Origin of the sequence: Mesorhizobium sp. M1C.F.Ca.ET.210.01.1.1, assembly GCF_004791585.1 — a bacterium.
Lineage (GTDB): Bacteria > Pseudomonadota > Alphaproteobacteria > Rhizobiales > Rhizobiaceae > Mesorhizobium.
In genome coordinates this window covers 62,073-74,975 of sequence record NZ_SRUU01000010.1, presented here as the reverse complement: position 1 = coordinate 74,975, position 12,903 = coordinate 62,073, and the positions used below count along the sequence as shown (strand labels likewise).

Annotated in this window: 15 protein-coding genes; 9 read left to right on the top strand and 6 right to left on the bottom strand. The window is 63.8% G+C overall.

Annotated elements, in window-relative coordinates; all coding sequences use genetic code 11:
- Positions 1-3: 3 nt before the first annotated feature.
- Positions 4-1,539, bottom strand: coding sequence for a histidine ammonia-lyase (gene hutH / locus EN853_RS13565; protein ID WP_127860275.1), 1,536 nt, complete (start codon positions 1,537-1,539; stop codon positions 4-6).
- Positions 1,536-2,765: an imidazolonepropionase gene (hutI, locus tag EN853_RS13560; RefSeq protein WP_167524463.1), complete on the bottom strand. Its 1,230-nt coding sequence runs from the start codon at positions 2,763-2,765 to the stop codon at positions 1,536-1,538. The genes hutH and hutI overlap by 4 nt, the downstream gene beginning before the upstream one ends.
- A gap of 97 nt (positions 2,766-2,862) precedes the next feature.
- Between hutI and EN853_RS13555 the strand changes: the two genes are divergently transcribed.
- Both EN853_RS13555 and hutC read left to right on the top strand, forming a co-directional pair.
- The gene (locus tag EN853_RS13555) at positions 2,863-4,218 is read left to right on the top strand and encodes a formimidoylglutamate deiminase (protein ID WP_127860273.1); all 1,356 of its coding nucleotides are present in this window, start codon (positions 2,863-2,865) and stop codon (positions 4,216-4,218) included.
- 13 nt (positions 4,219-4,231) lie between these two features.
- Positions 4,232-4,978: a histidine utilization repressor gene (gene hutC / locus EN853_RS13550; RefSeq protein ID WP_127860272.1), complete on the top strand. Its 747-nt coding sequence runs from the start codon at positions 4,232-4,234 to the stop codon at positions 4,976-4,978.
- Positions 4,979-5,021: 43 nt separating this feature from the next.
- Here hutC and EN853_RS13545 read toward each other — a convergent pair whose 3' ends face one another.
- Entirely contained in the window at positions 5,022-5,366 is a 345-nt protein-coding gene (locus EN853_RS13545; protein ID WP_127860271.1) for a RidA family protein, read from the bottom strand.
- Between the two features lie 226 nt (positions 5,367-5,592).
- Between EN853_RS13545 and aztA the strand changes: the two genes are divergently transcribed.
- The 4 genes from aztA to EN853_RS13525 all read left to right on the top strand — a co-directional run bounded on the left by aztA (position 5,593) and on the right by EN853_RS13525 (position 8,807).
- Positions 5,593-6,423: a zinc ABC transporter ATP-binding protein AztA gene (gene aztA, locus EN853_RS13540; RefSeq protein ID WP_127860270.1), complete on the top strand. Its 831-nt coding sequence runs from the start codon at positions 5,593-5,595 to the stop codon at positions 6,421-6,423.
- Complete coding sequence (gene aztB / locus EN853_RS13535; protein ID WP_127860269.1) at positions 6,423-7,298, top strand: zinc ABC transporter permease AztB; 876 nt, start codon at positions 6,423-6,425, stop codon at positions 7,296-7,298. Before aztA ends, aztB begins: the two co-directional genes overlap by 1 nt.
- Positions 7,299-7,328: 30 nt before the next feature.
- Positions 7,329-8,270, top strand: a complete 942-nt coding sequence (gene aztC, locus EN853_RS13530; protein ID WP_127860268.1) for a zinc ABC transporter substrate-binding protein AztC — start codon at positions 7,329-7,331, stop codon at positions 8,268-8,270.
- Between the two features lie 198 nt (positions 8,271-8,468).
- A complete protein-coding gene (locus EN853_RS13525; RefSeq protein ID WP_127860397.1) occupies positions 8,469-8,807 on the top strand; it encodes a TIGR01244 family sulfur transferase in 339 nt (112 codons plus the stop codon).
- A 63-nt stretch (positions 8,808-8,870) separates the two neighbouring features.
- Here the strand turns inward: EN853_RS13525 and EN853_RS13520 are convergent, their stop codons facing one another.
- Positions 8,871-9,338: an Lrp/AsnC family transcriptional regulator gene (locus EN853_RS13520; RefSeq protein ID WP_127860267.1), complete on the bottom strand. Its 468-nt coding sequence runs from the start codon at positions 9,336-9,338 to the stop codon at positions 8,871-8,873.
- Between the two features lie 138 nt (positions 9,339-9,476).
- Here EN853_RS13520 and hppD point away from each other — a divergent pair, with 138 nt between their 5' ends.
- The 3 genes from hppD (at position 9,477) to EN853_RS13505 (ending at position 11,254) form a co-directional block, all read left to right on the top strand.
- Complete coding sequence (gene hppD / locus EN853_RS13515; protein ID WP_127860266.1) at positions 9,477-10,592, top strand: 4-hydroxyphenylpyruvate dioxygenase; 1,116 nt, start codon at positions 9,477-9,479, stop codon at positions 10,590-10,592.
- Positions 10,593-10,655: 63 nt separating this feature from the next.
- A complete protein-coding gene (locus EN853_RS13510) occupies positions 10,656-10,883 on the top strand; it encodes a type II toxin-antitoxin system prevent-host-death family antitoxin (RefSeq protein ID WP_127860265.1) in 228 nt (75 codons plus the stop codon).
- The gene (locus EN853_RS13505) at positions 10,880-11,254 is read left to right on the top strand and encodes a type II toxin-antitoxin system VapC family toxin (protein WP_127860264.1); all 375 of its coding nucleotides are present in this window, start codon (positions 10,880-10,882) and stop codon (positions 11,252-11,254) included. Before EN853_RS13510 ends, EN853_RS13505 begins: the two co-directional genes overlap by 4 nt.
- Here the strand turns inward: EN853_RS13505 and EN853_RS13500 are convergent.
- Both EN853_RS13500 and EN853_RS13495 read right to left on the bottom strand, forming a co-directional pair.
- Positions 11,233-11,793, bottom strand: a complete 561-nt coding sequence (locus tag EN853_RS13500) for a DinB family protein (protein ID WP_127860263.1) — start codon at positions 11,791-11,793, stop codon at positions 11,233-11,235. The two genes, EN853_RS13505 and EN853_RS13500, sit on opposite strands and share 22 nt — an antisense overlap.
- Positions 11,794-11,821: 28 nt before the next feature.
- The gene (locus EN853_RS13495; RefSeq protein ID WP_127860262.1) at positions 11,822-12,835 is read right to left on the bottom strand and encodes a fumarylacetoacetate hydrolase family protein; all 1,014 of its coding nucleotides are present in this window, start codon (positions 12,833-12,835) and stop codon (positions 11,822-11,824) included.
- Positions 12,836-12,903 lie beyond the last annotated feature (68 nt).

The window sequence follows — 12,903 nt, the reverse complement described above, 5'->3', positions numbered from 1 at the left end:
CGGTCACGACGTGATCCCCGGCAGCGCGATCGCATTGGCTGCAGCCACCGCGGCGCCGCTGCGCACCATAGCGATGGCCTTTTCCATGTCGGGATGGAAATGCCTGTCATTATCAAGGTGCGGCACTTCCGAACGGACCAGCTTGCGCACAGCCTCCAACGCTTCGCTCGAAGCGAGCGGCGCATGGAAATCGCAACCTTGCGCCGCCGCCAGCAGTTCGATGCCGATGACGGCGGTCGCGTTCTCGATCATGCCGAGCAGGCGGCGCGCGCCATGCGCGGCCATCGAGACATGGTCTTCCTGGTTGGCCGAGGTCGGGATCGAATCGACGCTCGCCGGGTAGGCCTTCTGCTTGTTCTCGGAGACAAGCGCCGCGGCCGTCACCTGCGGGATCATGAAGCCGGAATTCAGCCCCGGCTTCGGCGTCAGGAAGGCCGGCATGCCGGAGAGCGCCGGATCGACCAGCATAGCGATACGGCGTTCCGACAGCGAGCCGATCTCGCAGACGGCGAGTGCGATCATGTCGGCGGCGAACGCCACCGGCTCGGCATGGAAATTGCCGCCGGAAAGTGCCGTATCGTCCTCGGCGAAGATCAGCGGGTTGTCGGTGACGCCGTTGGCCTCGGTCTCAAGCGTGTCGGCGGCCTTGCGCAGCACGTCGAGCGCGGCGCCCATCACCTGCGGCTGGCAGCGCAGGCAATACGGGTCCTGCACGCGCTCGTCGCCTACACGGTGGGACTCGCGGATGGCGCTGCCGGTCATCAGATTGCGCAGCGCATCCGCCGTCTCGATCTGGCCGCGGTGCTTTCTCAAGAGATGGATGCGCGGATCGAAGGGCGCATCCGAACCCTTGGCGGCATCGGTCGACAGCGCGCCGGCAACCAGCGCCGACTGATAGAGCGTCTCGGCCTCGAATAGGCCGGCAAGCGCGAAAGCCGTCGAGAACTGGGTGCCGTTGAGCAGCGCCAGGCCCTCCTTGGCGCCAAGCGTCACCGGCTCAAGACCGTGCGAGACGAAGGCCACCTTGGCGGGGAAGCGGCCATGCGGCGTGAAGCACTCGCCGACGCCGATCATAACCGCGGTCATGTGCGAGAGCGGCGAGAGATCGCCCGATGCGCCGACCGAGCCTTGCGCCGGCACCACCGGGATGACGTCATTGGCAAGCATCCCCTGAAGCAATTCGATGGTCTCGGCGCGCACGCCGGATGCGCCCTGGGCGAGGCTGGCAAGCTTCAGCGCCATCATCAGCCGCACCACCGCGACCGGCATCGGCTCGCCGACGCCAGCGGCATGCGAGAGCACGATGTTGCGCTGGAGCGTCTCGAGATCATTTGCGGGGATGCGGACGCTGGCCAATTTGCCGAAGCCGGTGTTGATGCCGTAGACCGGCTCGCCCTTGGCGACGATGCGGGCGACCGCTTCGGCGCTGGCCTTGATCTTCGGTCGGCAGGCCTCGTCGAGCTGCGGCACGGCGCCGCGATAGATGGCGCGCCAGTCGGCAAGAGTCGCGCTGCCGGGCTTCAGGATCAGTTCGGTCATTGTCCTCTCCAGATGCGGGCATGGAGCGGGTTGAAGCCCATGCGGTAGACGAGTTCGGCCGGGCGCTCGATGTCCCAGATGGCAAGGTCGGCCGATTTGCCGGCCTCCAGCGTGCCGGTCTTGTCGAGCAAGCCCAGCGCCCGCGCGGCCTCGCGGGTGACGCCGGCGAGGCATTCGTCGACGGTAAGGCCGAAGAGCGTCGCGGCCATGTTCATGGTGAGCAGCAGCGAGGTCAGCGGCGAGGTGCCGGGGTTGCTGTCGGTGGCGACCGCCATCTTCACGCCATGCCGGCGGAACAGGTCGACCGGCGGCTTCTTGGTCTCGCGGATGAAATAGAAGGCGCCGGGCAGGATCGTCGCCACGGTGCCGGCCTTGGCCATCGCCGCGGCGCCCTCCTCATCCGTGTATTCGAGATGGTCGGCGGACAGCGCGCCATAACGGGCGGCAAGTGCCGCGCCATGCAGGTTCGACAATTGGTCGGCATGGAGTTTCACCGGCAGATCGAGCGCCTTCGCCTTGTCGAAGACGCGCGCGATCTGCTCCGGCGAAAAGGCGATCCCCTCGCAAAAACCGTCGACGGCATCCGCGAGCTTTTCGGCAGCAACCGCAGGCAGGATCGAGCCGGCGACGAGATCGATGAAGGCGTCCTTGTCGCCCTTGGCTTCGGGCGGCAGCGCGTGCGCGGCGAGACAGGTCGTGCGGACCGTCACTTGCCGTTCGCCGTCAAGCCGACGGGCGGCGCGCAGCGACTTCTTCTCATTGTCGAGATCGAGGCCGTAGCCGGATTTGACTTCGACGGTGGTGACGCCCTCGGCGATCAGCGCATCGAGGCGTGGCAGCGTCTGGGCGACAAGCTCGTCCTCGCTGGCGGCGCGCAGCGACTTCACGGAGGAAACAATGCCGCCCCCAGCGCGGGCCACTTCTTCATAAGTGGCGCCGGCCAGCCGCATCTCGAATTCATTGGCGCGGTTGCCAGCGTAGATAAGGTGCGTATGGCAATCGATCAGGCCCGGCGTGATCCAGCGGCCTTCGCAATCAATGGTCTCGGCGTCCTGCCTGAGCGCCGCCGGCATTTCGGCTTCTACGCCGGCATAAACGATAAGCCCGTCGCGCGCGGCAATCGCGCCTTTCTCGACGGTGCCGAGACCAGCCGCGCCATACGCCATGGTCGCCAGCCGCGCATTGCGCCAAAGACGAAGGCCGCTTTTTCCGTTCTCTCCACCCATCATCTTTTCCATTTGAAAGGATGGCGATTATGTATATACATATTGGAGCGCGACGCAAGCGGTATTGTCGCTCGCGAATTCAGATTGGGAGATGGACGTGACGGCAATCTTTGCGGAACAGGCGCTGCTGCCCGATGGCTGGCAAGGCAATGTGAGGATCGCTACCGACGGCGGCCGCATCATCGCGGTCGAGACCAGCGCCTCTCCTCAAGCCAGCGACGAGCGCCATGCCATTCTGATCCCTGGTATGCCCAATCTGCACAGCCATGCCTTCCAGCGCGGCATGGCGGGGCTGGCCGAATTGCGCGGGCCTTCGGCGGACAGTTTCTGGAGCTGGCGCGAGGTGATGTACCGCTTCGCGCTGTCGATGACGCCAGACCAGGTCGAGGCGGTAGCGGCGCAGCTTTATGTCGAGATGCTGGAGGCCGGCTTCTCGCGGGTCGGCGAATTCCACTACCTGCATCACGACCGCGACGGCAGGCCTTACGCCAACATTGCCGAGATGGCGGAGCGCATCGCCGCCGCCACCGGCGAAACCGGGATCGGGCTGACGCTGCTGCCGGTCTTCTACGTCCATTCCGCCTTCGGCGGCGCAGTGCCGAACGAAGGCCAGCGACGATTCATCAATGATGTCGAGCGGTTCGGGCGCTTGCTTGAGAAGAGCCGCGAAAGCGTATCGACGCTGGAACAAGCGGTCGTCGGCGTCGCGCCGCACAGCTTGCGCGCGGCAACACCGGACGAACTCAACGCGATCGTTGCGATGGCGCCTGACGGCCCAATCCACATCCATGTCGCCGAGCAGGTGAAGGAAGTCGAGGACTGCGTCGCCTGGTCGGGGAAGCGCCCGGTCGAACTCCTGCTCGACCACGCCAATGTCGACAAGCGCTGGTGCCTGATCCACGCCACGCATATGGCCGACGCGGAGACGGTTGCCATGGCCAGAAGCGGCGCGATCGCCGGGCTCTGCCCGATCACCGAGGCCAATCTCGGCGACGGCACCTTTGCCGCGCCGCTGTTCATCGAGCATGGCGGCCGCTTCGGCATCGGCTCCGATTCCAATGTGCTGATCGGCCTGCCGGACGAACTCAGGCAGCTCGAATATTCGCAGCGCCTTGCGCATCGCGCCCGCAACGTCCTGGCGCGCGCTGGCGGCTCGACCGGCCGCGCGCTGTTCGACGCGGCGCTCGACGGCGGCAGTGCCGCGCTCGGCGCAGCTCCGTCAGCCATTGCCGTCGGCGGTCCTGCCGACCTGGTTTCGCTCGACGCCAGCCATCCCTCGCTTGCCGGCAAGGCGGGCGATGCGATCCTCGACGCCTGGATCTTCGCCAATGGCAGCAAGGTCGATTGCGTCTGGGTGCATGGGAAAAAGCAGGTCAGCGGCGGCAGGCACGCGAAGCGCGAAGCCGTTGCCAAACGGTTCCGCGCGGTCATGACCTCGCTTTCCCAAGGCTGAGCAGGAAAAGCCGATGAGCCTGATTGAAACGGATGATGCCGAGAGCGGCGAAAGCATCTCGCTGCATCAGCGCATCCTGTCGGATATCCGCGAGAAGATTCTCTCAGGCGCCTGGGCGCCCGGCCATCGCATCCCGTTCGAGCATGAGCTGACGGCGGAATACAGATGCTCGCGCATGACGGTGAACAAGGCGCTGTCCCAACTCGCCAAGGCCGGGCTGATCGAGCGCCGGCGCCGCTCGGGCAGTTTCGTGCGCCAGCCGCAATCGCAGGCGGCGGTGCTGGAGCTCCATGACATCCGGATCGAGGTCGAGGCGCTCGGCCTGCCCTATCGCTACGAGCGGCTGGAGCGCCTGAGGCGGCGCAGCAGCGCCGAGGACCGCGCGCTGCTCGGGCTTGCCGCCGCCGGTCCGGTGCTCTGGCTGGAAAGCCTGCATTTTGCCGGAGAGCGGCCGTTCGCGCTCGAGCAGCGGCTGATCAACCTTTCAGCCGTGGCCGAGGCAGCCGAGGAAGAATTTCTCGACATCGCGCCCGGCCCGTGGCTTATCGGCCGCGTGCCGTGGAGCGAGGCAGAGCACCGCATCCGCGCCATGGCGGCCGACGAGACTGTCGCCGATGCGCTCGACATCGACCCCGGCGCGCCCTGCCTGGTGGTCGAGCGCCGCACCTGGAGCGCCGAGCACCCGGTAACCCATGTGCGCTTCATCTATCCGGCGGAAAGCCACACGCTGGTGGCAAGGTTCACGCCGTCGCAGGGGTAGCGCCATTTCCTTCTCCCACAAGGGGAGAAGGAAAAGTGGCGCCTTACAGTGCCGCCGTAACAATAATCTCGACCAGATATTCAGGGCCGGCGAGCTTGGCTTCGCCGGTGGCGCGGGCAGGCGTGTGGCCTTGCGGCACCCACTTGTCCCACTCCGAATTCATCTCGGCGAAAGTGCCCATGTCGGCCAGCCAGATGATCGTCTGCAGGATCTTGGTCTTGTCGGTGCCGGCCTTGGCCAGCAATTCGTCGATGGTCTTGAGGATGTCGCGGGTCTGGGAGGCGACGTTGCCGCCGGGCTCGCCGACCTGGCCGGCCAGATAGACGGTGTTGTCGTGGATGACGATCTGGCTCATGCGCGGCCCGACATCGATGCGACGAATGCTCATGGAAGGTTCCTTCTTTTTCAGAGTCGCGCCTGTTTAGAGTCCATGACGGCCTCGGGCAAGGCCGCGGAGGCGGAACCAATTGAGCCAATTGTCCGGCCTCCGACCCCCTTGACGCACACGCCCAGTTGATCGCCGTGACACAATTCCGCCAGGCGGCGTGTTGACTAATGTAATAACATCACATATCGACGATACACTCGAGTTAGCGGACCACCCGGAACGTCTGATGATCAATGCCTGCCTGACCTTCCGCGACCTGACGCTCGGCTACAACAGCCATCCCGCCATCCATCATCTCAACGGCATCGTCAGAAAAGGCTCACTGACTGCGGTTGTCGGCGCCAACGGCTCAGGCAAGTCGACGCTGATGAAGGGCATTGTCGGAGTGCTGAAGCCGATGGAGGGCACGGTTGTCCGCGCGCTCGGCGTGCGCACCGCCTACCTGCCGCAGCAGTCGGAGCTCGACCGCAGTTTTCCGGCGCGCGTCGTCGACCTGGTCTCGCTCGGCCTGTGGCCGAAGCGCGGGCTGCTCGGGCGCTACACCAGGGAAGATCGCGAGTCCGTCAGCAAGGCGCTGATGGCCGTCGGGCTCGGCGGATTCGAAAAGCGGCCGATCGACACGCTATCCGGCGGCCAGCTGCAGCGCACGCTGTTTGCCCGCGTGCTGTTGCAGGACGCCGACCTCATCCTGCTTGACGAGCCGTTCAACGCCGTCGACCACAAGACGGTCGGCGACCTCATCCAGCTCATCAAACGCTGGCATGGCGAGGAGCGCACGATCATGGTCGTCGTGCACGACCTCGATCTGGTGCGGCAGAATTTTCCGGAAACACTGCTGCTCGCCCGCCAGCCCGTCGCCTGGGGCGAGACGCGAGAGACGTTGCGGCCGGAAAACCTGCTCAAGGCGCGGCGTTTCCACGAGGCCTGGGAAGAGAATGCGCCCTGGTGCGAGCCCGACCATGACCATACCGGGCACGATCATGACCATGGGCACGATCACCATGATCATGCTCACACGCATGATCACTACCATGGCTCCGGACCGAGGGCTGCGTGATGGAATTCCTCTACGGCCTATTCATCGCGCCGTTCGCCGATTTCGCCTTCATGCAGCGGGCGCTGTTCGGCTCGCTGATGCTTTCGCTCGGCGCGTGCCCGGTCGGTGTCTTCCTGATGCTGCGGCGCATGAGCCTGTCGGGCGACGCCATGGCGCACGCCATCCTGCCGGGAGCGGCCGCCGGCTTCCTGCTCTATGGCCTCGAAATCCTGCCGATGACCGTCGGCGGGCTGATCGCCGGCATCATCGTGGCGCTCGGCGCCGGCGCGGTCTCGCGCTTCACCATCCAGCGCGAGGACGCCTCCATGGCGGCCTTCTATCTGATCTCGCTCGCGGTCGGCGTGCTAATGGTTTCGATCCGCGGCTCCAGCGTCGACCTCATGCATGTGCTCTTCGGCACGGTGCTGGCGCTCAACAATGAGGCTCTGTCGCTGATCGGCGGCATCGTGGTGGTGACACTGGTAAGCCTCGCGATCTTCTGGCGCGCGCTGGTCGCCGAATGCCTCGACCCGCTGTTCCTGCGCTCGGTGAGCCGCATGGGCAGCCCGGTGCATTTCATCTTCCTCGGCCTCGTCGTGCTCAACCTGGTCGGCGGCTTCCAGGCGCTCGGCACGCTGTTGTCGGTTGGGCTGATGATGCTGCCGGCGGCAGCGGCCCGCTTCTGGACCGTGCGCGTCGAGCCGATGTGCGTGCTGGCGGTGCTGATCGGCTTTGCCTCCTGCATCGCCGGGCTGCTTTTGTCCTATCACGCCTCGCTGCCGTCCGGTCCGGCGATCATCCTTTCGGCCGGCGTCGTCTATTTCTTCTCGATCGTCTTCGGCTCGCGCGGCGCGCTGCGCGCCCGCATCGTGCATCACCGCCACCGGACCGCCTGATCCCAATTCCCAAGCAAGGAGACCTCCCCAATGCTGAAATCCCTCCGTGCCGCCCTGGCGATGAGCGTTATAACATTAAGCGCTTTTGCGACGTCGTCGGCCTTCGCGGCGCCGCTCAAGGTGGTGGCGAGCTTCACGGTGATTGCGGATTTTGCGAAAAATGTCGGCGGCGACCGGGTCAACATCACCACCATCGTCGGACCCGACGGCGACGCGCATGTCTACGAGCCGAGCCCGGCCGACGCGGTGGCGATGGCCGGCGCCGATATCGTGCTGGTTAACGGCCTGAATTTCGAAGGCTTTCTGCAGCGCCTGGTCGATGCCAGCGCCACCAAGGCCTCGATCGTCACCTTGACCAACGGTGTGACACCGATCGACTTCAAGCCGGAATTTGCCGATGCGGATGCCGCTGAGGGCGCCGGCACCAGCGGCGGCAAGACCGTCACCGACCCGCATGCCTTCCAGTCGATCGCGAACGCCAATATCTATGTGAAGAACATCGTCGATGCGTTCTGCACCGCCGATGCCGAGGGGTGCGACAGCTACAAGGCCAATGCAGCGGCCTACACCGCGAAGCTCGATGCGCTGGAAGGCGAAGTGAAGGCGGCGATTCAGTCCATTCCCGAGGCAAAGCGCGTGGTCATCACCTCGCATGACGCCTTCGGCTATTTCGAACATGAGTACGGCCTGACTTTCCTGGCGCCGCAAGGCATCTCGACCGATTCAGAGCCGTCGGCCGCCGACGTCGCCAAGCTGGTGGAACAGGTCAAGCAGGACAAGGCGGCGGCGATCTTCATCGAGAACATCACCAATCCGCGGCTGATTGAGCAGATCGCCGGCGAAACCGGCATCAAGGTCGGCGGCACGCTCTATTCGGATGCGCTGTCGGGTTCGGACGGCCCGGCCTCGACCTATATCGACATGATGCACAACAACATCACGCAGATCAAAGGCGCGATCCTCGGAAGCTGAGCTGACGTGGCCTAATCGGGCCGCATCCTTAGTTGCCGCAGCGTCCTTTGCGTATCCGAGAGGATACGCGGCGCTGCGGAGCCCGGTTGGATTTTCCGGCTCGCAGCCCTATTTGGCAGAGAAATCTTCCCGTGCGGATTGCCGCCCCTGCTCCGGAGTGGCATGACTGCGGCCAAGGAAGATTGCGAGGACAAGACGATGGAATACCGCCAGATCAGCGACGTCTATTCGGTCTCCGGCCAGATCCAGCCCGAAGACATCGCCGCCATCAAGGAAGCCGGTTTCAGGAGCGTGATCTGCAACCGGCCGGACAACGAACAGCCGGGCCAGCCCTCTGCCGACAGCGTCAAGGCAGTGGTCGAAGCGGCTGGGCTTGCCTTCCGCTACATTCCGGTGATCAGCGGCCAGATCACCATGGAGAATGTCGAGGACCAGGCACAGGCGCTGGATGAGCTCGAAGGGCCTGTCTTCGCCTATTGCCGCTCCGGCGCGCGCTGCACCAACCTTTATGGGCTGATCCAGCAGCAGCGGGGGTGAAGATTTGCCGCGAAAGTGTCTGAGATTCAGGTCAGGCCGGGCTCACCTGAATATCGGCACACTTTAAATCGGCAGCGCGCCAGTCTCCTTCAGTGTCTCCAGCACGATCGCCGTCTTCACATGTTGAACGGATTCGTGGGGCAGCAGCACGCTGTTGACGAATTCCGACAATGATTTGAGGTCGGGCGTCACCACCTTCAGGATGTAGTCCATCTCGCCGGTCAGCGCATGCGCCTCCTGCACCTCTGGCAGCCGCGCGACCAGCTCGCCGAAGCGGCGCGCATTGTCGCGGTTGTGGGTGGCCAAGGTCACCGAGATGACATTGACCAGCGAAAAGCCCAGACGGTCGCGGTCGAGCACGGCGCGGTAGCCCCTGATGTAGCCGTCCTCCTCCAGCCGCTGCCGGCGGCGCGAGCATTGCGAGGCCGAGAGATTCACCCGCTCCGACAGGTCGTTGTTGGTGAGCCGCGCATCGCCCTGCAAAAGCGCCAGTATCTTGCGGTCAAATTGATCAAGGCGCGCATCATCCATGGAATTTTCTCCGCCCATGCACGTTTCGCGCACGACATGAGCATTTCAGGCGTTTGAATGCAAGCACCGTGAGGCCCTCCGGCGCTATAATGAGGGAAGATGGCCTCTACCGGCCGCAACAGCTTTCGGAGGACTGCCATGGGCCCCTTCCCGCACGACGCCCCACCCGCCAAAATCAGCAAGGCCAACCCAGCCGGCACCGACGGTTTCGAATTCGTCGAATTCGCGCATCCGGAGCCCGCCAAGCTCGCCGAACTCTTCACCCGCATGGGCTATGTAGCGGTGGCAAAGCACCGCGCGAAGGACATCACCGTCTGGCGGCAAGGCGACATCAACTACGTCGTCAATGCCGAGCCCGGCTCGCATGCGATGAAGTTCGTCGACAAGCACGGCCCCTGCGCCGCCTCGATGGCCTGGCGCGTGGTCAATGCCAAGCACGCTTTCGACCACGCAGTGTCCAAAGGCGCCACGCCATATGAAGGTACCGACAAGGCGCTCGACGTGCCGGCCATCGTCGGCATCGGCGGCTCGCTGCTTTATTTCATCGAAGCCTATGGCGAGAAAGGTTCGGCCTATGACGCCGAGTTCGAATGGCTGGGCGAGCGCGACCCGAAGCCGGAAGGCGTCGGCTTCTATTATCTCGACCACCTCACCCATAACGTCTATCGCGGCAACATGGACAAGTGGTGGGATTTCTATCGCGACCTGTTCGGCTTCAAGCAGATCCACTTCTTCGACATCGATGGCAGGATCACCGGGCTGGTCAGCCGGGCGATCACCTCGCCCTGCGGCAAGATCCGCATTCCGCTGAACGAGTCCAAGGACGAGACCAGCCAGATCGCGGAGTACCTGAAGAAATACAATGGCGAAGGCATCCAGCACATCGCCGTCGGCACCGACGCGATCTACGACGCCACCGACAGGCTTGCCGCCAACGGGCTGAAGTTCATGCCCGGTCCGCCCGACACCTATTACGAGATGTCGCATGAGCGCGTGCACGGCCACGACGAGCCGATCGAGCGCATGAAGAAGCATGGCATCCTCATCGACGGCGAAGGCGTGGTCGACGGCGGCATGACCAAGATCCTGCTGCAGATCTTCTCCAAAACCGTGATCGGGCCGATCTTCTTCGAGTTCATCCAGCGGAAGGGCGACGAAGGCTTTGGCGAAGGCAATTTCCGGGCGCTGTTCGAATCAATCGAGCAGGACCAGATCAAGCGCGGCGTGCTGAAGGTGGACGGCAAGGCGGCGTAGGCATCGAGTTCACTTGCGGCTCGGCCGATTATGACCTAAATTCAGGTCATAAGAGGTCCGACAATGAACATTCCGATGGCCAAAGCGAAGGCCCAGCTCTCTGAGTTGGTAAAGCGTGCCCAAGCTGGCGAAGAGATCCATCTGACACGGCACGGGGAGATTGTCGCTACCTTGAGCGCTCCCGCTCGGCTTGGCGGGAGCAAAGGCCTGTTTGGGGCTCTCAAAGGCCAAATTCGGATAGCGGATGATTTTGATGAACTCGGTCCCGAATGGGACGAGTACATTAAATGAGCCGCAAGTATCTGGTCGACACCCATCTTCTGCTTTGGGTGCTCAACGCGGACTCACGCCTTTCGGATCATCATCGAGACATCTTTCTCGCAGGCGAGGATGTTATCGTCAGCGCAATCTCGGTGGCAGAGATAGCAATCAAGAAATCGCTCGGCAAAGTCGCGCTCACAGCCAACATCGTGGAAATCCTTCGGTCAAACGGAATTCCAATCCTGAGCGTAAATGAACTGCACGCGGCGAGACTTGAGCATTTGCCGCTCCATCATCGCGATCCCTTCGATCGCCTGCTCATTGCACAGGCTCAAATTGAAGGCCTGACGCTGGTAACAGCGGATCGGCAATTTTCAGCCTATGATGTTGCGCTGGTCTGATCATCCAATCCCAGCCTCTCGACCTCTGCCTTCCTGAGCCGAATGTCGTAGTCGAGCAGGAATTCATCGAGCTGCGGCGGCGCAACGGAGGTGCCGGCGAGCATGGCGTGCACCTGGCCGCGATGATGAATGTCATGCAGGAAGATGTGGGCGAGGATGTCGCCGATCCTCTCCGAGATCAATCCGTCCTCGCGCCGGTCGGTGATGACGCGGCGGTCGAGGTCGGCTTCCGTCAGGCTATCGCAGAAGGCAACCAGCTTTCGGTCGAAATCGGCCTGTGCCGCGGCTAGGCTGGCGGCATCGTCGAACGGCGCGAAATCGTCGAAGGCGGCGGCGCCAAGGCCGCCGTCGGTCAGGAAATCGAGATAGAGATGGTCGACCGCAAGGATGTGGTTGAGCGTCTCTTTGATCGAAGGAAAGAAGCTCGTGCGCTCGGCTTCGAACTCGCCGGGCTGAAGCGCTAGCACGGCGCGGTAGAGCCGGTCGTTCGACCATAGATTGTTGCGCGCTATACGGCGCAGATACTCGAGCAGGGTCACCGTTTCGGCCTCCTTCCCTGGCCCGAGCCTATTTGACGTATTTCTCGACCTTCTGCTCGATGGCGCCGAAGATCGAATGGCCGGCCTTGTCCTTCATCTCGATACGCACCGTGTCGCCGAAATGCAGGAAGGGCGTCTTCGGTTCGCCGCCTTCGATGGTCTCGATCATACGCAGCTCGGCGATGCAGGAATAGCCGGCGCCGCCCGCCGAGACCGGCTTGCCCGGTCCGCCGTCGAGCTTGTTGGAGACGGTGCCGGAACCGATGATCGTCCCGGCAGCGAGCGGCCGCGTCTTCGCCGCATGCGCGATCAGCGCCGGGAAATCGAAGGTCATGTCGATGCCGGCGTTGGCCCGGCCGAACGGCTTGCCGTTGAGGTCGGCGAGCAGCGCGAGGTTGACCTTGCCGCCGTCCCAGGCGTCGCCCAGCTCATCCGGCGTCACCGCGACCGGCGAGAAAGCCGACGACGGTTTCGACTGGAAGAAACCGAAGCCTTTTGCCAGTTCCGGACCGGTGATGGCGCGCAGCGTCACATCATTGACCAGCATGACGAGGCGGATCGCCTCGCGCGCCTCGTCCAGCCCGGTGCCCATCGGCACGTCGTCGACGATGACGGCGACCTCCGCTTCCATGTCGATGCCGAAGGCTTCGTCGGCCATGCGGATCGGATCGCGCGGCGCGATGAAGGAATCGGAGCCGCCCTGGTAGATAAGCGGGTCGGTCCAGAAGCTTGCCGGCATCTCGGCGCCGCGCGCCTTCCGCACCAGCTCGACATGGTTCACATAGGCCGAGCCATCCGCCCATTGATAGGCGCGCGGCAGCGGCGAATGCGCGTCGTGCTCGTGGAAGCGCGCAGAAGGAACGGCATTGTTCTCCAGCGACTCCGCCATCGCCGCCAGATGCGGCGCAATCCGCCGCCAGTCATCGAGGGCCGCCTGCAGTGTCGGCACCAGGAAGGATGCGTCGGTGAACCGCGTCAGATCGCGCGAGACCACGACCAGCTTTCCGTCGCGCGTCCCGTTCTTCAAAGTGGCAAGCTTCATGCGGTTTCCTCTCCTAACGCGGTCTGTGCCGCTGCCCCCACAACAAGGCCGTTACGGGCGATCGTCAA

Excerpts from the sequence above, each read along its gene's own strand:
- aztB (WP_127860269.1), top strand. The coding sequence starts at position 6,423 with ATGGAATTCCTCTACGGCCTATTCATCGCGCCGTTCGCCGATTTCGCC.
- aztA (WP_127860270.1), top strand. The coding sequence starts at position 5,593 with ATGATCAATGCCTGCCTGACCTTCCGCGACCTGACGCTCGGCTACAAC.
- hutI (WP_167524463.1), bottom strand. The coding sequence starts at position 2,765 with ATGGGTGGAGAGAACGGAAAAAGCGGCCTTCGTCTTTGGCGCAATGCG.
- hutH (WP_127860275.1), bottom strand. The coding sequence starts at position 1,539 with ATGACCGAACTGATCCTGAAGCCCGGCAGCGCGACTCTTGCCGACTGG.
- EN853_RS13525 (WP_127860397.1), top strand. The coding sequence starts at position 8,469 with ATGGAATACCGCCAGATCAGCGACGTCTATTCGGTCTCCGGCCAGATC.
- aztC (WP_127860268.1), top strand. The coding sequence starts at position 7,329 with ATGCTGAAATCCCTCCGTGCCGCCCTGGCGATGAGCGTTATAACATTA.
- hppD (WP_127860266.1), top strand. The coding sequence starts at position 9,477 with ATGGGCCCCTTCCCGCACGACGCCCCACCCGCCAAAATCAGCAAGGCC.
- EN853_RS13520 (WP_127860267.1), bottom strand. The coding sequence starts at position 9,338 with ATGGATGATGCGCGCCTTGATCAATTTGACCGCAAGATACTGGCGCTT.
- hutC (WP_127860272.1), top strand. The coding sequence starts at position 4,232 with ATGAGCCTGATTGAAACGGATGATGCCGAGAGCGGCGAAAGCATCTCG.
- EN853_RS13505 (WP_127860264.1), top strand. The coding sequence starts at position 10,880 with ATGAGCCGCAAGTATCTGGTCGACACCCATCTTCTGCTTTGGGTGCTC.
- EN853_RS13510 (WP_127860265.1), top strand. The coding sequence starts at position 10,656 with ATGAACATTCCGATGGCCAAAGCGAAGGCCCAGCTCTCTGAGTTGGTA.
- EN853_RS13545 (WP_127860271.1), bottom strand. The coding sequence starts at position 5,366 with ATGAGCATTCGTCGCATCGATGTCGGGCCGCGCATGAGCCAGATCGTC.
- EN853_RS13495 (WP_127860262.1), bottom strand. The coding sequence starts at position 12,835 with ATGAAGCTTGCCACTTTGAAGAACGGGACGCGCGACGGAAAGCTGGTC.